This is a genomic window from Kitasatospora sp. NPDC093102 (genome assembly GCF_040683915.1).
Lineage (GTDB): Bacteria > Actinomycetota > Actinomycetes > Streptomycetales > Streptomycetaceae > Kitasatospora.
Genome location: NZ_JBFBFA010000013.1, coordinates 1 through 21,135, shown reverse-complemented (window position 1 = coordinate 21,135; position 21,135 = coordinate 1). Strand labels below are relative to the sequence as shown.

The following is a 21,135-nucleotide window of genomic DNA, read 5'->3' as shown; positions in this document are numbered from 1 at the left end:
CGATGACCACCCACGCGCTGCCGGTCGCCACCTGGCACAGCCTGCACCTCGCGCTGCCGCTGTCCGCCCGCGAGGCCGACGCCTTCCTCACCGAGGACCTCGCCCCGCTGATGGACGGGCTCGCCGACACCGAATGGTTCTTCATCCGCTACGGCGAGGGCGGCCCCCACCTGCGCATCCGCTACCGCGGCCCGGGCCCGGCGCCCGACTCCCTCGCCGCCGAGCTCACCCGACTCGCCGCCCGCCGCACCCCGCCCGACGGCCCGTTCGCGGGCGGGCACGGCGAGGTCACGGCGGTCCCGTACGAGCCCGAGACCGAGCGCTACGGCGGCGCGGCCCTGCTGCCGGTCGCCGAGGAGGTGTTCACCCACTCCACCCGCACCGCCGTCCGGGCCCTGCGCGCCCTCGGCGCGGCCCCCGAGGACCGGTTGCCGCTCGCGCTCGACCTCGCCCACGCCACCGCGCACGCCCTCGGCCTCGACGAACTCGCCGCCTCCCGCTGGCTGCGCCGCCATGCCGCGTCCTGGCGGTGGGTCACCGAGTTCCGGCCGCTGCCCGGGGCCGCCGTCCACGTCCGGGTCAACACCGTGTTCGCCCGGCAGCGGGAGGCACTGGCCCACCGGGCCCGGGTGTTGCGCGCGGCGCTGGACGCCGGTACGGCCGAGCCCTGGCTGGGGGACTGGGCGGCGCGGGTCGCGGACACCGCGGCCCGGATGCGGGCCGTGGCGGCCCCGGACTCCGCGGAGCGCCTCTCCTGGATCTGGGCCTCCCAGCTGCACATGCTGTTCAACCGGCTCGGCGTCGGCCCCGACGAGGAGCGGGCGGTCTGCCGCCTCGCCGCCCGCACCCTGCTGGAGACCGGGCGGCCGTTCACCTTCTTCCCTGCCGACCACCACGCCCCGGACCACCAGTACCTGGAGCGCAGCAAGTTCCAGATCGGCCGCAGCGAGGACACCGCCCTGCGCGACCTGCCGCACCGTCCGGTGCCGCGCCCCCGCCCCGGTGACCTCCCGCTGCCCGCCGACCCGCTGCCGCCCGTCACCCTCGCCGACGCCCTGCGCACCCGCCACTCCACCCGGGGCCCGCTGACCGGCCCGCTCACCGCCGGCGCCCTCGGCGGACTGCTCTGGTCCGCCTACGCCCCGAACCCGGGCACGGGCCACCGCCCGTACCCCAGTGCGGGCGCCCTGCACACCGTCCGGCTGCGGGTGCTCGCCCTCGCCGTGGACGGCCTGCCCGCCGGCACCTACCAGTGCCTCCCCGAACACCGCAGCCTGCGCCCGATCGGCCCGGCCCCCGCCCTCGACGACCTCAAGGCGCTCTCCTCCTACCTGGCCCGCCCGGCCGGCGACCCGGACGCCATCGGCATCGACCACGCCCCCGCCGTCCTCGCCGTCCACCTCGACCTGGCCCACCTGCGCCGCCGCTACGGCCTGCGCGCCCTGCGCCTCGGCCTCCTGGAAGCCGGCCACCTGACCCAGAACCTCCTGCTGACCTCCGCGGCCTTCGGCCTCGGCACAACCCCTCTCGGCGGCCTCCAGGACGACCTGGCCCACGAACTCCTCGGCCTGGACGACCTCGGCGAGCCCATCCAGTACCTGCTCCCGCTGGGCAGGCCGGGGGCGGCGTGAGGCCGGGTGCCGAACCGCCGGCGGAGAGGCGGGTTCACGGAGCCGCCTGCACCCGACCGCCGAAGAAGACCTGCACCTCCCGGATCAGCCCGTCCCGGACGGTGATCGCCTCGACGTTGCGGTAACGGTCGCCGGTGGTCAGCTCGTACTCGTAGTGCACGAAGACGAGTTCCCCGTCGGCGGGCGTCACCCGCAGCAGCCGTTGCTCCGTGAACCGGTCGGCGGTGGGGAAGCAGCGCTCGAAGAACGCGGCCCTGTCGATGCGGTCGTCCTGGGGGCTGGTGAAGGTGAAGTCCTCGGCGTACAGCGGCAGGGCCGCCTCCCGGTCCTGCGACCGGTAGTGGCGGAACGCCGCCTCGACGATGCCTGCGGGGGTGCCGTTCATGCGATCTCCCTGGTTCGGACTCAGTCCGCGAGCCCCAGTGGGTCCGGGGCGGCGGCCAGCAGTTCGGGGCCGTTGTTGCGGACGCTGTTGACGGTGGTGGGGACGGCGCGGACGCGCAGGGCGCCGTCGGCGGGGCGGCGCAGCAGGTGGTGGAGTTCGGCGGGGTCGGTGTGGGCGGGGGAGAGCCAGGTGGAGAGGTCGTCGGGGGCGATGGTGAGGGGCATCCGGTCGTGGACGCGGCCGGCGGCGTCGGTGGCGTCGGTGGTGAGGACGGTGGTGGTGGCCAGCCAGGCGAGCGGGTCGTCCTCGGGGCGGGTGCGGTCGCGCCAGAACTCGTAGAGTCCGGCCATCAGCATGACGCCGCCGGTGCTGAGGAAGTACGGCTGCTTGTACTTCTTGTGGCCGGCGCCGGCGGGGACCTCGCGCCACTCGAAGTAGCCGTCGGCGGGGATCACGCAGCGGCGGGCGGTGAAGGCCTTGCGGAAGGCGGGCTTGGTGTCGACGCTCTCCGAGCGGGCGTTGATCATGCGGGCGCCGCCGGACGGGTCCTTGGACCAGGACGGGACCAGGCCCCAGCGCAGCGGGCGCAGTTGGCGCAGCAGTTCGCCGGTCTCCCGGTCGACGCGCTCCAGGACGGCCGGGACCGGGTCGGTCGGGGCGACGTTCCAGCTCGGCGCGAAAGTCTCGGCCGGGTCCCAGCGGAGCTCTCCGAGCAGCGAGACGAGGTCCTGGGGCGTGGTGGTGGAGACGAAGCGGCCGCACATGCCCCCAAGCCTCCCACGCCGCACGGACAACGGCGTTCAGCGTGGCGCGTGCCCGCCCGGGGTGTGCCCGAAGGTGCGGCGGAACACGTCGATGAAGGCGCTGGCCGAGGCCCAGCCGCAGCGGTGCGCCACGGTGGTGACCGGCAGGCCCTCGGCGAGCAGCACCAGGGCGTGGTGCAGCCGCAGCTGGGTGCGCCACTGGGGGAAGGTCATGCCGAGGTCGGCGCGGAACAGCCGGGAGAGGGTGCGGTCGCTGGCGCCGACGGCGCGGCCGAGTTCGGCGAGCGTGCGGCCGTCGGCCGGGTCGGCCTCCAGCAGCGCGCACAGTGACCGCAGCAGGGGCGTGGCGGGGGTGGGCAGGTGGAGGGGCTGCTGGGGGGAGGCGCGCAGCTGGTCGAGCAGGACGGCGCGCAGCCGGGTGCGCTCGGGGCTGTCCTGCTCCGCGGTTCGGGTGTAGGCGACGATCAGTTCGCGCAGCAGCGGGCCGACGGCGAGGACGGTCGGGCGGCCGAGGCCGAGCGGGTTGTCGGCGGCGGGCAGGCCGACCAGGTGGAGTTCGAGTTCGCCGTGGGCCTGGTGGGCGTGGACGGTGCCGGCCGGGATCCACAGGGCGCGGTTGCCGGGGGCGACCCAGGAGCCGGCGTCGGTGGTGATGCTCAGCACGCCGCGGGCCGCGTAGGCGATCTGGTGGTCGTCGTGCCGGTGCGCGTCGATGGCTCCGCCGGAGGGCAGCAGCCGGGCCTCGGTCGACGCGACGGGAGCGTGGCGGATTCTCGGCATCGGATGGCAGGTTATCGGAAGTTCGACAGCACGTGCAGGCCCGAGGCTGACGGCATGCCGAAGAACTCCGACCGCCGGTCGATCCTGCTGCTCTCCGTCGGGCACTCCTGTGTGGACGTCTACCAGGGCGCGGTGGCGGCCCTGGTGCCCTTCTTCGTCACCGAACGCCACTACGGCTACGCCGCCGTGTCCGGGGTGGTGCTCGCCGCCTCGCTGCTCTCCTCGGTGGCGCAGCCGCTGTTCGGCGCGCTCACCGACCGCCGGCCGCTGCCCTGGCTGCTGCCGGCCAGCACCCTGCTGGGCGGTGCGGGCATCGCGCTCAGCGGGGTGAGCGGCTCGTACGGGCTGACGCTGGCCTTCGTGGCGCTGTCCGGGGTCGGGGTGGCGGCCTACCACCCGGAGTCGGCCCGGGTGGCCCGGCTGGCGGCGCAGCGGGTCCACGGGGCAGCGGGGTCGCAGGGCGGGCCGGGCACGCACCGGGGGATGGCCTGGTTCTCGCTGGGCGGCAACCTGGGCTTCGCGGCCGCCCCGCTGCTGGTCGCCGCCGTGGTCGGGGCGGGCGGACTGCGGCTGACCCCGCTGCTCGCCCTGCCCGCGCTCGCGGGCGCCGTGCTCTGCCTGCCGGTGCTGCGCGAGCTGGAGCGGCGGCGGGCGGCCGGGGCGGCGCAGGCACCGGTGCCGGCCGCCGACGACAGGGCCGCATTCCTGAAGCTGTCGCTGGCGGTGGTCTGCCGCTCGATCGCCTTCGTCGGCCTGAGCACCTTCCTCTCGCTGTTCGCCACCCAGCGTCTCGGCGGCGGTCCGGCGGCGGGCACCGCGGCGCTGGTGGTGCTGTACGCGGGCGGCGCGGTGGGCTCGGTGCTGGGCGGCGCGCTGGCGGACCGCTGGGGGCGGGTCGCGGTGGCCCGCTGGTCGTACCTGGTGGCGGCGGTCGCGGTGGCCGGGATGCTGCTGGTGCCGGGCCCGGTGCTGTACCTGTTCGTGGCGCTGACCTCGGCGGGGCTGTATGTGCCGTTCTCGCTGCAGGTGACGCTGGGGCAGGACTACCTGCCGTCGCGGATCGGCACGGCGAGTGGGATCACCCTCGGGCTGACGGTGAGCATCGGCGGCCTGGCGAGCCCGGTGATCGGCAGCCTCGCGGACGCGACCTCGCTGCGCACGGCGCTGCTCCCGCTGGTGCTGATGCCGTTGCTGAGCTGGGCACTGTTCCGGACGCTGCCGGAGCCGGTGGTGCCGTCCGCCGGTCCCGAGCCCGCGGGTGCCGGGGTGACACCGGTCGGCCGGTGACCGCCGTGACGATCACCCTGGTGCGTTCATCGAACGCCACCCGTTCGGCCGGGGTCATCGTCTCCAGGACGACCAGGAAGGCCATGTCCACCGACTCGTCCAGCGTGACCCGGTCCGCGGGATCGGCGGGTCCGCCGCCGGCCGACCCGCCGATCCACTCGCTGCGGTCGGGCAGCGGCTCGGGGATCCACTCGCCCACGTAGTGCTCCCGCCGGACCCGGGCCGATCCGAGCAGGTCCAGGCAGACCCGGGTGACCACCGTGGTCAGCCAGGCGCCGGGCGAGGCGATGGCCTCCTGCCGCGGTCGCGACAGCGCGTACCAGCGGGCGTACGCCTCCTGCACCGCGTCCTCCGCCTCGGCCAGCGAACCGAGCAGCCGGTAGGCGAGGTTGATGAGCTGCCGCCGCTCGCCGACGATCACGCTCAGGTCAGGTACGGACCGCTCCCGCCCGGGCTCGGCTGTGGTGCTCATGGTCGGGGCCACTCCCTGTTGCGTCTCGTCCGCTCCCGCTCCCGCTCCCGCTCTCGCCGGTCCGGCCCGACAGGGCGCCGGAGTGCGATGTTCGCCCCGGGACGCAACCCCGCCTCACATTTCGCCGGCCTGTGTCGTCGGATCACCGGGACACTATCGACCAACCGCCGCGAGGCAGAAGAGGGGAACGCGACATGGCCATCCACAGCACGGCGGGTGCAACGGCGCAAACGGCGTCAGGAACGGCGGTGGAACAGCGCACCCGGGCCTTCTTGCGGGTCTCCGTCGCGCTCCAGACCGCGACCGTCTTCCTCCAGGCGGTCTCGGCCGGCCTGCTGCTCTCCACCTCCTACGGCGAAGCGCTGCACAGCGTCGGTGCGCGGGTGATGTACGGGGCCTCGATGCTGTACGTGCTCGCCGCCGTCCTGGCCTGGCGGCCGGGCGGCGGCTCGCCCCGCCCGGTCCTGTACGCGTCGGGCTTCCTGGTGCTGGCCTCGGCGCAGGTCGTCCTCGGCATCGCGCACGTGCCGGCGGTCCACGTCCCGCTGGGCGTGCTCGTCTTCGGCCTGAGCGTGGCGGTGCTGGTCCGGATGCCGGCCGCCCGCTCTGCGCAGCGGACGGCTGGCACCCGGGAGTGAGGGTCCTCAGGAACCGAGGGTCCAGGCCTGGCCGGCGGCCGGGCGGGTGGTGACGGGGGTTCCGGCGGTGCCGGCGCCCGCGTCGAGGACGAGGCCGGTGGCGACGTTGGTGACGGTGACGGCGCCGGCCGGGTCCTGCGTCAGCTTCCACTCCTGCCAGGGGTTGCCGGGCGACAGGTCGAGCAGGTAGGCGCTGTATCCGGCCGAGCTTCCGGCGGAGAGCACGGTGTGCCGGTGGGTGGCGGTGTCGCAGTTGTCGGTGATCCGGACGGTGCCGTCGGAGTTGGTGGTGAAGGTCCACTGCTGGGCGGCATCACCGGGGCGCTGCGCCTCCAGGTCGGTGATCGAGCCGATCGGCGCGGTGCAGGAGCCGAGCAGCGACAGCGCGAGGCCGCCGCTGGTCAGCGCGTGGTACTTGCCGTCGTCGACGACGCCCGACGGCCCGCCCGTCGACTTCGGGGTGAGCCGGTAGAGGGCCGCGCCGTGCGCCGGGAGCGAGGCGCCGAGCGGTCCGGTGACGGTCGAACTCGCGCCCGTCCACAGCTCCTTGGCCTGGTAGCCGGAGCCGCCGAGGCCGAGTTCGGTGAGGCTGGTGGCGACGGTGCGGCCGGCCGACGGGTCCTGGTTGACCAGCAGCACGGCGGTGTCGCCGTTGGCGAGCTGCCGCTTGAGGACCACCGGCGCGTGCCCGTCGGCCGGCTTGGCGCCGACCAGGGTGGCGGGCTTGGCCAGGCTGTCCTGGTCGACGGCGATCACCTCGCGGTTCTTCAGGATCGCCAGGCTCGCGTCGTTGATCCCGGTGGACCAGGTGTAGCCGCGGTCGCTGTGCTGGGACTGCGCGGCGGTGCGCAGGTCGGCACCGGAGATCAGCGGAGCGGCGAGCATGGCGAGGACCGAGGCCTCGGTGCGGGACTCGTCGTCGGTGAAGGGCTTGTGGCAGACGCAGGTGTCGGTGGTGCCCCACAGGCCGTAGACGTCCTGCCAGCCCGTGAACATCATGTCCAGGTCGTTCCAGCTGCCCGGGCGGACGTTGCCCGGGTACTCCAGTGCGGTGCGCAACTGCCCGTTCCAGAGCACCCCGTCGAGCTCGCTGTCCCGGTCGCCGCCGATCCGGCAGAGATTGGCGACCTGACCGCACCAGACGCCGGTGGGCGCATAGCCGGGGGCGCTGAACGGGGCCGTCCCGGCGGCCTGGACCACCGGGTCGGTGCGGGCCGGGTCGTCGGCGGCGAGCAGGTACGGGACGCCGGTGTGGGCGGGCTGGGCGGACACGCTGAGGGTGACCTTGGGCTTGCCCTGGGCGGCGGAGGCGGCGTCCAGGGCGTGCTGGAAGGTCTGCACCCGGGCGTAGACGGAGCGGGTCAGCTCCTTGCCCTCGCCCTGGGTGTAGTAGTTGTGCCCGTCCGGGCCGACGATCTGAGGGCCGTACGGGCAGTCGTCGTACTTGACGAAGTCGACGCCCCAGGAGACGAAGTCGGCCGCGTCGGTGGACTCGTGGCCGAGGCTGCCGGGGTGCATCTGGCAGGTGAGGTAGGTGTCGGTGGCGTAGAGGCCGAACTTCATGCCCTTGCTGTGCGCGTACTGGGCGAGGTACGCGATGCCGTTGACGGTGCGCCCGCCGGCGGTCCGGTCGGGGAAGTGGTCGGGGCGGGGGATCAGGTGGCCGGAGGTGGGGTCGTTGCCGTTCCCGTCGGTGCCGCTGACCGGGTTCCCGGCGTTGTCGTACAACTGCATGCCGCCGTCGGCGTTGCGGACGAGGTCGGTGGTCTGGCCGTCGCGGTGCCAGAGCGACCAGCCGTCGTCGATGGTGACGGTGTCGTAGCCGGCCGCCACCAGGCCGTTGGCGGCCATGAAGTCGATGGTCTGGACGACCTGCTCCTGGGTGACCTCGGTGCCGAGGGAGTTCCAGGAGTTCCAGCCCATCGGCGGGGTCAGGGCGTTGCCGTTGCCGAGCGCGGCGGCGGGGGCGGCCGTGCCGAGGCCGACGGCTCCGAGGCCGGCGGTGGCGAGGGCGAGGGAGAGCAGGGATGCCGCGACATGGCGGCGGGTTCGGCGCATGTGCGCCCTCCTGAGGGGGTGGTGGGGGAATGGCTGTCCGTCAGGGAGTCTCGGGGAGAGCGCGGCCGGCCGGGTGGGGCCGGCCGGCCGCGGTGGTGCGGTGTGGGGGTCAGTCGGTGACGGTCACGGTCGCGGGGCGGCCGGGGGTGAGGGTCACGGTGGTGGTGGTGAAGGTCGCGCCGTCGACGGTCGTGGTGCGGGCCTCGCGCTGCTCGCCGTCGACGGTGATGCGGGCGTGCTGCCCGGGGAAGCGGGCCTCCCAGGTCAGCGACTCGGTACCGGTGTTGGTGACGGTGCTGCGCTGCGCGCCGTCGTGGCGGACGGTCACCGTGCCGGCGCCGACCGGGATGCCCGCGACCTGGAGCCAGCCCATCGAGGCGGGCAGCTGCGGGACGGTGGTGAGTGCGTGGCCGGCGGCGTCCGGGGTGACGCCGAGCAGGCCCTGGACGGTCTGGGCGAGCAGGGTGAACGGGACCTCGGGGTAGTCGCCGTTCAGCATCGCGCCGCTCACGTGCGGCTCGCCGGTGCTCTCGTAGATGTGCCGCATCCACTTCCAGGCGGTGGTGCCGTCGTGGCCGGCGAAGAACGCGTCCGGCAGGTAGGTGTAGGCCTCCAGGTTGGCCGAGCGTTCCGGCCCGGAGTCGGCGGCGTCGATGGCGGCCAGGTAGCCGTCCCGGCGCGGGCCCGGGTCGAGCAGCCGCTTGACGGGCATCAGCACGCTCGCCTCGTAGCCCCAGCCGGTGACCGGCTTGCCGGTGGTGTCGTAGCCGTGCACCACCTCGCCGGGCTGCGAACCGTCCACGCTCCAGGTGGAGTTGACGTACGTGCGCAGCTGGTCGGCGGCTTTGCGGTAGCCGGCGGCGGACGTGGCGTCGCCCCGGGCCTCGGCCAGCGCGGCCGCGGCGAGGTAGGCCTGGTACTGGGCGCCGACCGCGTCGCCGGCCTCGGCGTAGGTGCGGGTGGCGTTCTCGGCGTAGCTGGCGGTACCGGCGAAGATGCTGCGGCTGGTGGCCTGCGGGATCGGCACCCCGCCGTTGTCGACCGGGCCGGGGCGGGCGGCGATGAACGGGCCGAGGGTGTTGCGCACGTACCGGCCGAGGCCCGGATCCTCGGCGTAGTCGCGGTCGCCGGTCCAGCGGAAGGCCTCGCCGGCCTGCTGGACGAGTTCGAACGGCGCCGGCAGCTCGCGGACGAAGCGGTCGGGGTTCCGGTAGTCGATGGCGAGGTAGCTGCGGGCGTCGAAGTTGAGCGCCCAGACCGGGTAGAGCTTGTTGACGTCCGTGGCGGAGGCGGCGAAGCCGCGCAGCATGGTCTTGTTCTCGGCGTCCAGGCCGAGCAGGTGGGCGCCGACCAGCTGGTGGGCGAAGTCACGGCTGTAGAAGGCGGAGCGGAACGGGTAACCGGCCCAGTAGCTGGCGTCGTAGGTGGTGGTGCCGGTGCCGCCGGGGTGGTTCTCGTCCTGGTCGAGCACGCCGGTGGCGCCGGCCTGCTGCACCCAGCTGTTGGCCTTGGTCTTGGCCCAGTCGAAGAGGGCGACGGCCTCGGGGTCGGAGGAGCTGATCACCGGGTCGTTGGGGGCGGCCGGGGCGACGGCGGCGTCGTCCACGTTGACCCAGCCCGTCGGGGAGGAACCGATGGTGAGGGTCAGCCGGTCGCCGGGGGCGACCGCGACCCGGGGGAGGGTGTACTTCGTGTAGAGGGGCTGCTCGGGCAGCGGGAGGGAGCGCACCACGGTGCCGTTGACGCTCACCGAGAAGGTGCCGCCCGCGCCGCCCGTCGCGATCCAGGCGGACAGGTCGTAGGCGCCCGCGGAGACGGCGGTCACCTGCTGGCTGACCGCGTAACCGGGGCCGGCGTCGAGGTAGGCGAGGCGGCTGCCGCCGTGCGGGTTGTTGGTGGCGGTGCCGGTGTGGCCGGTGAAGGTCCAGCTGCCGGAGCCCTGCTCGAAGCCGGGGTCGGCGAGGACCAGCGGCTCGGTGCGGGTGAGCGTCCAGCGGTGGGAGGGGCGGGCGTCGCAGTGGTGGTTCACCGGGGCCGGGTCGGCGGTCAGACAGGCGCCGGTGCCGCGCACGGTGAGGGTGTAGGTGCCCTGCGGCGCGCGGGAGAGGGCGAAGCGCTCGGCCTCGGGGGAGCTGCCGCAGTCGGCGGTGGCGGGTCGGCGGTCCGGGCCGCCGAGGGTGAGGCAGCGGCCGCTGGCGGCGTTGACCAGGAGGTAGTCGCCGCCGGAGCGGCGCAGCTGCCAGCGCTGGCTGAGCAGCCGGCCGCAGGCCGCGCCGACCACCGGGGTGCCGGGGGCGGGCTGGGAGTACTGGGGGCCCAGGCAGCTGCCGTCCAGGGCGGAGCCGAGCACGTAGCTGCCGCCGTCGACGAGCGGCGTTCCGACGGCCGCCGGGGCCGGGGCGGCGCCGAGGGCCTGGGCGGCGAGGACGGTCAGGAGGGCGAGACCGGTCGGTAAGGCGCGGGGGCGGGGCGGCACGGCTGAGCTACCTCCGGTCGGGTGGGCGGGCGGTGGCGACGGTGGCGGATGAGCTTGAACGTTCAAATTGCGCAGCGGTGTGACGCATCGCATGTGATGGGTGACATTTCACATGGCTGGCTCGATCACGTCAACGGGCTGTACCGTGACGACTTCCGGAAGGTGACCGGAAGAAGCGGTGAAGGCCCTGCCCGACGGGGGTGGGCAGGGCCTTCACGCCGGTGGGAGCGCGGTCCGGGGCCCCGTGACGGTCGGGGCCCCGGACCGGGCTCAGCGGCCGAGGGCGGCGAGCGTCTGGTCCAGGCTCGGCGTACCGGGGCGGGGCCGGTTGTACGGGAGCCTGGAGAGCAGCGAGCCCATCGCGCAGGTGTTGCTCAGCGCGGAGAAGGCCAGCCCACCGCCGACGGCCGCGGAGACCCAGCGGGCGCCCGGCAGGGCGAGGTCGAGGAGCACGCCGGCCAGGACCAGCGAGCCGGCCACCAGGCGGACCTGGCGGTCCAGTGCCCACACCCGGCGGGCGCCGGCCACCTGGTCCAGCGGCCGGCCGGCGTTCGCCCAGGCGTTGGTGCCGCCGGTGAGGGTGAGGGTCGGGATACCGGCCTCGGCCAGCCGGTGGCAGGCGTTGTCGGCGCGCGGCCCGGCGGCGCAGACCACGGCGATCTCGCCCTGCCCGGCGGCTTCGCGCAGCGCGGGCAGGGCGCGGTCGAGCTGGTCCAGCGGGACGTTCAGGGCGCCGGGGATGTGGCCCGCGGCGTACTCGCCGGGGGAGCGGACGTCGATGAGGGTGAGCTGTTCGAGGCGGGGCTGGAGCTGCTCGACGGTCAGCGGCGTGGTCATCGGGGTGGGGTCCTCTCGGGAAGGGTGGTACCGGTACTGGTGGTGGGGGTGGGATCGGGGGCGTCGGCCCGCCGCTGTGATCAGCTCAGCGTGGTGATCAGCATCAGCGCGGCAACGGCGAGCAGGGCGATGGCGAAGGCCTTCTGGAGGGTGCGCCCGCTGAGCTTGTCGGCCAGCCGCTTGCCGTCCCAGGCACCGAGGATCGCGGCCCCGGTGAAGGGGGCGGCCACGGCCCAGTCGATCGCTCCGGTCGCGCCGAGGCGGGGGAGCAGGGCGGCGAGCGAGTTGGCGGTGATGACCAGCAGGCTGGTGCCGACCGCCTCGGCCATGGTGAAGGCGAGCACCGACACCAGGGCCGGTACGGCGAGGAAGCCGCCGCCGACGCCGAGCAGCCCGGTGACGGCGCCGAGTCCGGCGCCCGCCGCGGTGGAGCGGCCGAGTCCTGCGGCGGAACGTTCCTGCGCCTCCGCCTTGGGCGGCATCAGCATCCGCCAGGCCGCGAGCGCCGCCAGCACGGCGAAGGCGCCGGTCAGCAGCGCGCCCGGTAGATGGGCGGACAGCGCCCCGGCGGCCATGGCGGCGGGCAGTCCGGCGGCGGCGAAGAGCGCGCCGGTGCGCCAGCGGACCCGGCCGGCCCGGGCGTGGGCGAGCAACCCGGTCAGCGAGGTCGCGGCGACGATCACCAGGCTGGCGGTGGTGGCCAGCGCCGGGCTGAAGCCCAGCAGGTAGACCAGCGCGGGCACGGCGAGCATGCTGCCGCCGCCGCCCAGCCCGCCCAGCGCGAGCCCGACCACCGCACCGGCGGCGAGCGCCAGAAGCAGCGTGGTCATATCACGTGGCCGGCGCCGCCGCCGGGCGTGGTGACCGGCAGCCCGGCCAGCGCCCAGGCGTTCATGCCCCCGGCCACGTTCAGTACCTCGACGCCGCGCTGCGCGAGCAGCTCCGCCGCGCGCTGGGAGCGGTTGCCGGAGCGGCAGATCGCCAGCACGGTCCGCCCGGCTGCCTCGGGTGGCAGCGGGACGCCGGCGGCCAGCCCGATCAGGGGCTGGTGCAGCGAGCCGGGGGCGTGCCCCGCGGTGAACTCGGCGGCCTCCCGGACGTCGAGCAGGACGGCGGCGCCGGTGTGGGCGAGCTCGTGGGCCTCGGCGGGGGTGGCCTGCCCGGGGGCGCTGTGTCCGTGGTCGTGGGGCCCGTGGGCGTGCGGGAGCAAAGGCATGTGATGTCTCCAGTGGTGCAGACCCGGACCGCAGTGGTCCGGAGTGACGGGGGTGTCGCGGGTCCCGCGGGCGTCCGTGCGGGCCCGGTGGCCTGGCGCTGTGGCGTGACCGCGCATCCTCGGCCCCGCCCGTACCTGGATCGGTGGCGGCGGCCGGCCCCCTCGATGTCCACCATAGTACCCCCTGGGGTATTGTCGAAATCGTTCATCCATACCCCCGCCGGTATCGGCCGCCAAGGCCGTATGCTGGCAAATATACCGAGGGGGGTATCAAGGCGGCCCTGTGGTCGGCGGCCACAGGGCCGGCCGCGCCGACCTCGAATCCTTCGGAGTAAATACCCCCGGGGGTACACTTGAGCGTGTAGCCAGCCCGTCAGACCCCGACGAGGAGACAACCCCGTGATCTTCAGCCAGTACTACCTCGACTGCCTCTCCCAGGCCTCCTACCTGATCGCCGACGAGACCACCGGCCAGGCCGTGATCGTCGACCCCCGGCGGGACGTCGACGAATACCTCGCCGACGCCGTGGCACGCGGCCTGACCGTCGTCGGCGTCATCAACACCCACTTCCACGCCGACTTCCTCGCCGGCCACCTCGAACTCGCCGCCCGCACCGGCGCCTGGATCGGCTACGGCCACCGTGCCGAGACCGAGTACCCCATCCGCCACCTCACCGACGGCGAACGCATCTCCCTCGGTGACGTCACCCTCCAGATCATGGAGACCCCCGGACACACCCCCGAGTCGATCAGCATCCTCGTCCACGAGCACGCCACCGACGAAGCCCCTTACGGTGTACTCACCGGCGACGCCCTGTTCATCGGTGACGTCGGCCGCCCCGACCTGCTCGCCTCCTCCGGCGTCACCGCCGAGGATCTCGGCGCCATGCTCTACGACAGCGTCCACCACAAGCTCATGGCCCTGCCCGACCAGGTCCGCGTCTTCCCCGCTCACGGCGCCGGCTCCGCCTGCGGCAAGAACCTCTCCACCGAGAAGCAGTCCACCATCGGCACGCAGCGCCTGACCAACTACGCCTGCCAGCCCATGGATCAGGACACCTTCGTCCGCATCGTCACCGCCGGCCAGTCCGCCGCCCCCGCCTACTTCGGCTACGACGCCGCCCTCAACCGGCAGGACCACCCGCTGCTCGACCGCACGAACGCCGCCCGCCCCCTGTGCCCCGAAAGCTTCAAGGAGGTCCGTGCCGCAGGCGCCGTCGTCCTCGACGCCCGCAGCCCCCAGGACTTCGGCGCGGGACACATCCGCGGCGCCATCAACGTCCCCGTCGACGGCCGCTTCGTCGAACAGGCCGGCACCGTCCTCACCCCCGACAGCGACATCGCGATCGTCGCCCCGCAGGACCGCGAGGACGAGGTCATCACCCGCCTCGCCCGCATCGGCTTCGATCACATCGCCGGCTACCTGCGCAACCCCGGCAACGCCCTGCCCGCCCTCGCCGAGGAGATCACCCCCGCCAGCCGCCTCACCGCCGACCAGCTCCGCACCGCACTCGCCGGCGAGCAGCCCCCCACCGTCCTGGACGTGCGCACCTGCGGCGAACGCGAAGCGGGATTCATCGAAGGATCCCTGCACATCGCCCTGGCCGAACTCCCCAGCCGCCTGAACGAGGTCCCCACCGACCGCCCCCTGGTCGTCCACTGCGCCAGCGGCCACCGCTCCTCCGTCGCCGCCAGCCTGCTGCGCCACCACGGCCACACCGACGTCTCCGATCTCCTCGGCGGCTACAACGCCTGGCACACCCTCACCCACCCCGCCCGGGACTGAACCCAGCCGCCCCGGCCGCACCCCGCCCGGGCCGCGGGCGCTCCCGAAGGCAGCGCCGCCACGTGACCCGGGACACCATCCCGGTCCCGGAGTCACGGGACTCTCGTCGGACGCTCAGGGGCGTGGGAGTGCGGCCGCGCCTGCGCGAGTTCGCGTGACCGAGGAGGCGGAGCGGCAGCCCTTCGGTCCGTCCCCGTCCCCCTGGTGGACCGGATCCTGATCGACCTACCGTGCGGGACACCGGTGTGTCACCGCCTCCGAGGTGTCGGTACGGGCCGCTCGCAGACCGTGGGTTGTGGACGATCGGAGGACTTCCGTGCGCCCTCGGTGGGTGTACGGGCTGTGCACGTACGCCTACACCTCGATGTGCGAGCCCATGATGACGGTGCGCTCGCGGGGGAGGCCGAAGTACTCGGCGGCGTCGGCGGTGACGTAGGAGGTGGCGATGAACAGCCGCTTGCGCCAGGGCGCCATCGTCGGTTCCTTCCCGCGCCGCAGCTCGATCTTCGACAGGAAGTAGGAGGCCTGGTCGAGCTGCAGCCGGCCCTCGGTTTCGGCCGGATCGAGCACAGCCAGCGTGGTGGGCACGTCCGGTGTCTCCATGTAGCCGAACCGGGCGGTGACGTGGATGATCCCGTCGTCGGCGTAGCCGAGGTCGTCGACGGCGATCCGCTGACCGGCCGGGACGCGCGGCACGGTCTCGGTCTCGATGGAGAGGATCACGACCTGGTCGTGCCGGACATGGTTGTGTTCGACGTTCGCCCGTAGGGCCAGCGGTGCGGTCTGTTTCCCCCGGTTGAGGAAGACGGCCGTGCCGGGGACCAGGAGCGCCGGGACCTTCCCGCTGTGGAGGCCCTCGACGAACTCGCGCAGCGGGCCTTCGTGCCGTGCCCGCTCGGCGGTGACGATCGCTCGGCCGCGCTGCCAGGTCGTCATGACGGTGAACGCGGTGATGCCGATCAGCAGCGGCAGCCACGCACCGTGCAGGAGTTTGGTCGTGTTGGCCGCCACGAACAGCAGGTCCACGGAGAGCAGCAGCGTCGCGCCGGCCACGACGAGCCACACCGGTGTGCCCCAGCGGGCATGGGCGACCTGGAAGAACAGCAGGGTGGTGATGGTGATGGTGCCGGTGACCGCCATGCCGAAGGCGAACGCGAGCGCCGTGGAGCTGCGGAAGGCGAAGACCAGGGTGAGGACCGAGACCATCAGCAGCCAGTTGATCCAGGGGACGTAGATCTGGCCCATCGTCGACTCGGAGGTGTACGCGATCCGCAGCCGCGGCAGGTAGCCGAGCTGGGCGGCCTGGGAGGCGACCGAGTAGGCGCCGGTGATCACCGCCTGGGAGGCGATCACGGTCGCCGCCGTGGCCAGCACGACCATCGGCAGCCGTCCCCAGCCCGGAGCGAGAAGGAAGAACGGGCTGTTGATGTTGCGTGGGTCCCCGAGGATCAGCGCGCCCTGGCCGAGGTAGCTCAGGACGCAGGCCGGGAACACGAGGAACAGCCAGCCCCGGGTGATCGGCCGGCGGCCGAAGTGCCCCATGTCGGCGTAGAGCGCCTCGGCGCCGGTGACCGCGAGCACGACCGCGGCCAGAGCGAAGAAGGCGGTCCCGAAGTGGCCGAGCAGGAAGCCCAGCGCGTAGCTCGGCGACAGCGCCCTGAGGATCTGCGGATGGTCGGCGATGCCGGACACGCCGCACACGCCGATGGCCACGAACCAGACGATCATCACGGGTCCGAACACCCGGCCCACGGCCGCCGTTCCGCGGCGCTGGACCAGGAACAGCAGCACGATGATCGCCGCGGTGAGCGGCACCACCGCGCTCTCCAACGAGGGCTCCACGACCTTGAGCCCCTCGACCGCGGACAGCACCGAGATCGCCGGGGTGATCATGCTGTCGCCGAAGAACAGTGAGGCGCCGAAGATGCCCAGTGCGGCCAGCACCCCGGTGGCCCTGCGGCTGCGTGGCGAGCTCGACCGCCGGAGCAGGGTGATCAGCGCCATGATGCCGCCCTCGCCCTCGTTGTCGGCGCGCATCGCCAGCAGCACGTAGGTGACCAGCACGATGACCACCACCGACCAGAAGACGAGTGACACCACCCCGTACACGTTCTCCGTGGTGACCGGGACGGGGTGCGGGTCGCCCGGGTTGAACACGGTCTGGAGCGTGTAGATCGGACTGGTCCCGATGTCGCCGAAGACCACACCCAGGGCGCCCACGACCAGCGCGAGGCTCGCCGTGTTCCGCGCGCCCGGACGCCGATCCTCCGTCGGCTGCGGCGCGGCACCGCGATCGGCCATGGGCGACCTCCTCCGTGCGTGCCGCCGTCACGCGGCCCGGGTGCGTCAGTGCGGACGATGATCGCACGCGCAACCACGGGGACAGGCGCACCGCGTCGTCGAGTTCCTCGAAGGCCGGTGCCTTGCCGCTCTGCGTTCGAACGCTGCTGTACGCCACTCGGTGCGGATGTCGGCATGGTCAGTGCAGCGTCGCGACCGTGCCGCCCTCCGCGTGCGTCAGGTCGACACCGGGCAGGTCTCCGGCCCAGCGCTCGGCGAGCTCGGCGAGGCGGACCGGGTCGGGCGGGGTGCGGCCGAGGCCGATGGCGTACCGGACGTGCGCCGGGCCGCTCTCGAACGGGCGTGGCCAGGCGTGCGCGTCCGGCGCGCCCGCGGCGGCGAGCTCGGCGAGCAGGGCGAGCAGCCGGCCGCGCACCCGGCCCAGGATCTCCTCGAACTCCTCGGGCCCGGGCGGGCGGACGGTGAGCAGGGCCCAGGCGGCATGGCGACGGTGCAGCGGCGGCGCCGACAGCAGCTCGGACGGGCAGCCCGCACCGGCCTGCGGCGCGCTGCCGGCCCGCTGCTCGGCTCCGGGCTCCAGCAGCTCCCAGGCCTGGAGGAGCTCCTTGCCCAGCAGCGCCAGGCCGCCGGCACTGACCTGCTCGGTGCAGCTGCGCACCGGCGCGGTCGGGGTGAGCACGGTGACGCCCTCGGAGCGCTGTCGCAGGGGCGGGCCGGTGAGCGCGACCGGATCGTGCCAGTCCCAGGTGGCCCAGCTGCCGAAGAAGCGGCGCAGCAGCTCCGTGGGCTTCTGCTCGCCGGCCTCCCGGACGGTGCGCGCGGCCAGCACGGCCCAGGCCGGCCCCGGCAGGCCGCCGAACGGCGCCGAGTCCAACCCGCGCGCCTTCGCCCAGGCCTTCACCTGGCGGGCCAGCAGCGCGAAGGTGGCGTGCCGGGAGCCGACGGCCGCCCGCAGCGCGTCCGCGTCGCTCACCGCGCTGAGCGCGACCGCGGCCGCCTCGCCCAGTTCGGCACGCCGAGCCACCGCCTCGGTGGGGGCGATCGGGCCGGTGGCGACCACGACCAGGTCCACGCCCAAGGCGCCGAGGCTCAGCCGCAGACCCGGCACCCGGGCCCCGGTGACCGGACGAAGCCGGTCGGCCTCCGGTAGCGCGGCGGCCAGCCGGGCCCGCAGCTCGTCGAGGTCGACGGCGCCGGGCAGTGCCGCCACCAGGTCCACGTCCGCACCCGCCAGCGCGCAGCCCATCCGGCGTGAACCGACCAGATGGACCACGCCCTCGGGCAGCGTGGCCGCGATCCGTGTGGCGAGCTGCTCTCCGGCTGCCTCGTCCGTGGCAGCGGCGAGGTGCGACGCCTGTGCAGCCGTCTGCGCCCCGCCCTCCGTCTGCGCCCCGCCCTCCGGCACCGGCTCGGGCAACCAGCGGAACTCGCCGGTTCCCAGCGCGACGGTGGCCCGCGGCCGCATGGGCTCGTCGCCGCGCCGCGAGAGCAGCACCAGTTCGTCGACCCGCGTCGACATCCCCGGCAGCCGGGCCGTCAGCTCGGCGGTGAGCCGCTTCGGATCGCCGGTCCGTCCGAGCGACAGGTGCGGCGTGAAGCCCTCGGAGCGCCCCCGGCAGCGCGGGAAGCGCTCCCGCAGTGCGCGGTGCAGTGCAGCCCACGGTGCCGGGTCGGCCACCGCGGGATCCAGCCACACCGTCGAGTCCGACCGGTGCCGGAAGGCGTGCACGCCCTGGAGCCGGATCCCGAAGGCCGGCGTTTCGGCCGCCGCGGCGGCCAGCAGTGGGGCAGCGGCCTCGAACTCGGCCTCCGGTACGAAGCCGAAGAGCACGTTGACGTGCGGCGGCCAGCGGCGGATCTGCGGGTCGTGCGCCAGGCGGACGTTCTGGATCGGCGGCCAGAGCTCGCGCGGCGGGAGCCAGGCCAGCGCGGTGCGCGCGGTCGGCGCGACATCGAGGGCCCCGCCCACATCGCCGCCACCAGGGTCGAAGATGGCCTCCACACCCCGATGGTCCGACATGAACAGGCCGCCCGCCGCCGGTGCGCGGCCCACTCGGGTCAGAGGCTGTCGCCTCTCCGGCGTGCGCAAGGGCTCGAAGCGCTCCTCGGCGGCCCTCCCTCGGAGGTGCCCCGGAGCGGCGACCGCCGTAGGCCGCCGTACGACAAGGTCCCGCGTCCACCGGATCAAGGTGGGAAGCCGTACTCGCCGTGGAGGCGGACGAACCTCGCCGCGATGAGCACCCGCTCGCGTTCCAGCCCCGAGGCCGTCCGCCGGAAAGCCACGACGTCCTCCCGGCCGCCCGGCCCGATGGGCTGGACGAGACGGCCACCGGGCCGGAGCTGCTCGACGAGCGGTGGGGGAACATCGGGATACGCGGCCGACACCAGTACGGCGTCGTACGGGGCAGGCCCGGGCACTCCTTCGCTGCCGTCCCCGACGAACAGCTCAACATTGGTGACACCCTGCCGGTCGAGGTTCTGCCGTGCCTGTGCGGCCAGGTCCGACCACAGCTCGATGCTCACCACATCGGCCGCGAGGTGCGCCAGCAGAGCCGTCTGGAAGCCGAGACCGGTGCCCACTTCGAGAACGTGCTCGTCTCCGACGAGGGCGAGGCCCTCGATCATCGCCGCGGACAGCGACGGCTGCGTGGTCACCAGCCCGTGCGGGATCGGGACCGGCGTGTCCTGGTACGCGGCCCTCCCCTGCCCGGCCGGGACGAACCCCGCGCGCGGGATCGCACGAATCGCATCGAGCAGCCGCTCGTCGCGGACACCGGCTGCGCGCACCGCGCGCACCAGATCCTCCGGGCAAGCCCCGCTCACCCTTCCTCCCGCTCCGAACTCGGAACACCTGCCGGTTCTCGACGGCGCCCAACGGCACAGGGCGGGCGAGAGCGAAGCCTCGGACTCCGGGTTGGGAACGACCAGGTCGGCCGCCGCCGGTACCTCGGGCACCTCCGCGGAGAGCAGCGTCCCGGGTGCCGGCGAGCGCCGCAGTTCCGCGAGAACACTGCGCCCGAGCACCGTGTCGCCGGCCGGCGCCACCGTGAGCGCCATCGACCTCCGGGCTCGGTCACCCGGATGCCGGCGCGTGCGCCTTGTTGGACCACATGAGCTGGACCGGCACCTCGCCGCTGCCGTTCGCGAGCTTCACGAACCTGAAGACGCGCGTGAGGTCGGGTTCGGCCTCGTTGATGGGAAGATCGCCGATCTCGCCCTCGCCGGTCTCCGAGTACCACCCGATCTTCGAATCGTCGTTCAGTCGGATGGCATCCTCCACGTCGGGATCGGTCCGTGCTTCGTTGAGCTCGTGGTAGAAGGTGGCGACGACGTTTGCCCAGGCGTTGTTCGCGTTGCCGAACACCGGTATGCCGTTGTGCCCCTCCGAGAACACCCCGACCGCGTAGTAGAACGTGACGTCCCGGCCGTCCTGCCGCACGTGCACCGAGCCGTGGTAGCCGCCCAGTCCCTTGGTCGAGTCGCTCGCGTCGTCGTCGATCTTGATCAGTGCGCGGGTGCGGCGGCCGTGCTGTTCCTCGGTACCGTCCGGCGGCTGGAAGCCCGGCGAGAAGTCGTCGACGAGGATGACCCCGCGCGGCAGCATCATGTTGATGACGCTCTGCCCAGGATCGCTGTTGCCGAGCACCCCGGCCGAGAAGAGGTCCGCGGCGAGTGTCTCCGCATCGTCCTTGAAGAACCTCGACCCCGCCGGCCCGGCGCCCTCCACCACCTCGGACGGCAGCATCGTGGAGGTGATCGCACCCCGGTAGTACTGGGCGATCACCGCCTGGAGCGTGGGGTCCGACATCGAGGACTTGAGCGCCTGGTCGATGTTGTCGATGTCCGTCTCGTCCCAGGCGGCCGCGCCGCCGATGAAGCGGTTGACGAAGACCAGATCTGCGATCGTCTTCCCACCGTGGGGCTTCAGGTCCCACCGCGGCATCGGACGGAAGCCGTCGGGCGTCAATGCCACGGCCTCGTCCGCCGTCACGGCCGCTCGCCGCCCGGCGTACGCCCGGTGGAGCGGCGAACCGGGCCAAGGGGCTGCCCGAGCCGCCTCCTGGCCCCGGACACACCACGGCCGCCCGTCCCCGCTGGGGGAGGGCGGCCGTCGGCGTTGCTCAGGCGGGCTTGACGGTGGAGAACGTGTCGCCGCCGAGGACCCAGCGGCCGCGGCGCATGACGGCGACCAGGTCGTAGTCGTCGGAGTCGACCACGACCAGGTCGGCGAGCTTGCCGGTCTCCAGCGAGCCGATCGAGTCGCTCAGGCCGAGCAGCCGGGCCGGGGTGGCGGACAGCGACTCGACGGCTTGGCCGAGCGTCAGCTTCCCTGTCGTGAGTGCTCGGCGGAACACTCGGTCGAGGGTCAGCGTGGAGCCGGCGATGGAGCTGCCGTCGGGGAGCATGGCGACGCCGTCCTTGACCTCGACCTGGAGCGGGCCGAGCGGGTAGAGGCCGTCGCCCATGCCGGCCGCGCCCATCGCGTCGGTGATCAGGGCGACCCG

The 21,135-nt window shown here is 73.7% G+C and carries 16 protein-coding genes and 2 pseudogenes; 4 read left to right on the top strand and 14 right to left on the bottom strand.

Features of this window, described 5'->3' with window-relative positions; all coding sequences use genetic code 11:
- The first annotated feature begins 2 nt into the window (after positions 1-2).
- The gene (locus AB0O11_RS19365) at positions 3-1,631 is read left to right on the top strand and encodes a thiopeptide-type bacteriocin biosynthesis protein (RefSeq protein ID WP_363388136.1); all 1,629 of its coding nucleotides are present in this window, start codon (positions 3-5) and stop codon (positions 1,629-1,631) included.
- A gap of 34 nt (positions 1,632-1,665) precedes the next feature.
- On the opposite strand, the gene AB0O11_RS19360 is transcribed toward AB0O11_RS19365, so the two are convergent.
- From AB0O11_RS19360 to AB0O11_RS19350, 3 genes are read right to left on the bottom strand one after another with little or no spacing between them, the layout of a single operon-like run.
- Positions 1,666-2,016: a nuclear transport factor 2 family protein gene (locus AB0O11_RS19360; protein WP_363388133.1), complete on the bottom strand. Its 351-nt coding sequence runs from the start codon at positions 2,014-2,016 to the stop codon at positions 1,666-1,668.
- A 20-nt stretch (positions 2,017-2,036) separates the two neighbouring features.
- Entirely contained in the window at positions 2,037-2,780 is a 744-nt protein-coding gene (locus tag AB0O11_RS19355; RefSeq protein ID WP_363388130.1) for an SOS response-associated peptidase, read from the bottom strand.
- A 36-nt stretch (positions 2,781-2,816) separates the two neighbouring features.
- The gene (locus AB0O11_RS19350; protein WP_363388127.1) at positions 2,817-3,560 is read right to left on the bottom strand and encodes a helix-turn-helix transcriptional regulator; all 744 of its coding nucleotides are present in this window, start codon (positions 3,558-3,560) and stop codon (positions 2,817-2,819) included.
- Positions 3,561-3,614: 54 nt separating this feature from the next.
- On the opposite strand from AB0O11_RS19350, the gene AB0O11_RS19345 reads away from it, so the two are divergent.
- Complete coding sequence (locus AB0O11_RS19345) at positions 3,615-4,847, top strand: MFS transporter (protein WP_363388124.1); 1,233 nt, start codon at positions 3,615-3,617, stop codon at positions 4,845-4,847.
- 31 nt (positions 4,848-4,878) lie between these two features.
- On the opposite strand, the pseudogene AB0O11_RS19340 reads toward AB0O11_RS19345, so the two are convergent.
- A pseudogene (locus AB0O11_RS19340) lies at positions 4,879-5,319 on the bottom strand (sigma factor); the annotation flags it as partial.
- Positions 5,320-5,513: 194 nt separating this feature from the next.
- Between AB0O11_RS19340 and AB0O11_RS19335 the strand changes: the two are divergent.
- Positions 5,514-5,957: a hypothetical protein gene (locus AB0O11_RS19335; RefSeq protein WP_363388120.1), complete on the top strand. Its 444-nt coding sequence runs from the start codon at positions 5,514-5,516 to the stop codon at positions 5,955-5,957.
- A 6-nt stretch (positions 5,958-5,963) separates the two neighbouring features.
- Here the strand turns inward: AB0O11_RS19335 and AB0O11_RS19330 are convergent, their stop codons facing one another.
- The 5 genes from AB0O11_RS19330 to AB0O11_RS19310 all read right to left on the bottom strand — a co-directional run bounded on the left by AB0O11_RS19330 (position 5,964) and on the right by AB0O11_RS19310 (position 12,544).
- Positions 5,964-8,015 (bottom strand): alpha-galactosidase, encoded by a 2,052-nt coding sequence (locus AB0O11_RS19330; protein ID WP_363388117.1) that lies wholly within the window; start codon positions 8,013-8,015, stop codon positions 5,964-5,966.
- 109 nt (positions 8,016-8,124) lie between these two features.
- Positions 8,125-10,491: an RICIN domain-containing protein gene (locus tag AB0O11_RS19325; protein WP_363388114.1), complete on the bottom strand. Its 2,367-nt coding sequence runs from the start codon at positions 10,489-10,491 to the stop codon at positions 8,125-8,127.
- Positions 10,492-10,761: 270 nt separating this feature from the next.
- A complete protein-coding gene (locus AB0O11_RS19320) occupies positions 10,762-11,328 on the bottom strand; it encodes a rhodanese-like domain-containing protein (protein ID WP_363388111.1) in 567 nt (188 codons plus the stop codon).
- An 80-nt stretch (positions 11,329-11,408) separates the two neighbouring features.
- Complete coding sequence (locus AB0O11_RS19315; RefSeq protein WP_363388108.1) at positions 11,409-12,158, bottom strand: sulfite exporter TauE/SafE family protein; 750 nt, start codon at positions 12,156-12,158, stop codon at positions 11,409-11,411.
- A complete protein-coding gene (locus AB0O11_RS19310; protein ID WP_363388105.1) occupies positions 12,155-12,544 on the bottom strand; it encodes a rhodanese-like domain-containing protein in 390 nt (129 codons plus the stop codon). Before AB0O11_RS19310 ends, AB0O11_RS19315 begins: the two co-directional genes overlap by 4 nt.
- 399 nt (positions 12,545-12,943) lie before the next feature.
- On the opposite strand from AB0O11_RS19310, the gene AB0O11_RS19305 reads away from it, so the two are divergent.
- The gene (locus AB0O11_RS19305) at positions 12,944-14,329 is read left to right on the top strand and encodes an MBL fold metallo-hydrolase (protein WP_363388102.1); all 1,386 of its coding nucleotides are present in this window, start codon (positions 12,944-12,946) and stop codon (positions 14,327-14,329) included.
- A gap of 354 nt (positions 14,330-14,683) precedes the next feature.
- Here AB0O11_RS19305 and AB0O11_RS19300 read toward each other — a convergent pair whose 3' ends face one another.
- The 5 genes and pseudogenes from AB0O11_RS19300 to AB0O11_RS19280 form a co-directional block, all read right to left on the bottom strand.
- Positions 14,684-16,630 carry a KUP/HAK/KT family potassium transporter gene (locus tag AB0O11_RS19300; RefSeq protein WP_363388099.1) on the bottom strand — a complete coding sequence of 649 codons (1,947 nt, stop codon included), beginning with the start codon at positions 16,628-16,630 and terminating at the stop codon, positions 14,684-14,686.
- A gap of 178 nt (positions 16,631-16,808) precedes the next feature.
- Positions 16,809-18,587 (bottom strand): annotated as a pseudogene (locus AB0O11_RS19295) (poly(A) polymerase); the annotation flags it as partial.
- Between the two features lie 227 nt (positions 18,588-18,814).
- Positions 18,815-19,453, bottom strand: a complete 639-nt coding sequence (locus AB0O11_RS19290; protein WP_363388383.1) for a protein-L-isoaspartate(D-aspartate) O-methyltransferase — start codon at positions 19,451-19,453, stop codon at positions 18,815-18,817.
- 250 nt (positions 19,454-19,703) lie between these two features.
- Positions 19,704-20,603 (bottom strand): hypothetical protein, encoded by a 900-nt coding sequence (locus AB0O11_RS19285; protein WP_363388096.1) that lies wholly within the window; start codon positions 20,601-20,603, stop codon positions 19,704-19,706.
- 148 nt (positions 20,604-20,751) lie between these two features.
- The coding region (locus tag AB0O11_RS19280) for an amidohydrolase family protein (RefSeq protein ID WP_363388093.1) at positions 20,752-21,135 on the bottom strand (384 nt) is incomplete at its 5' end.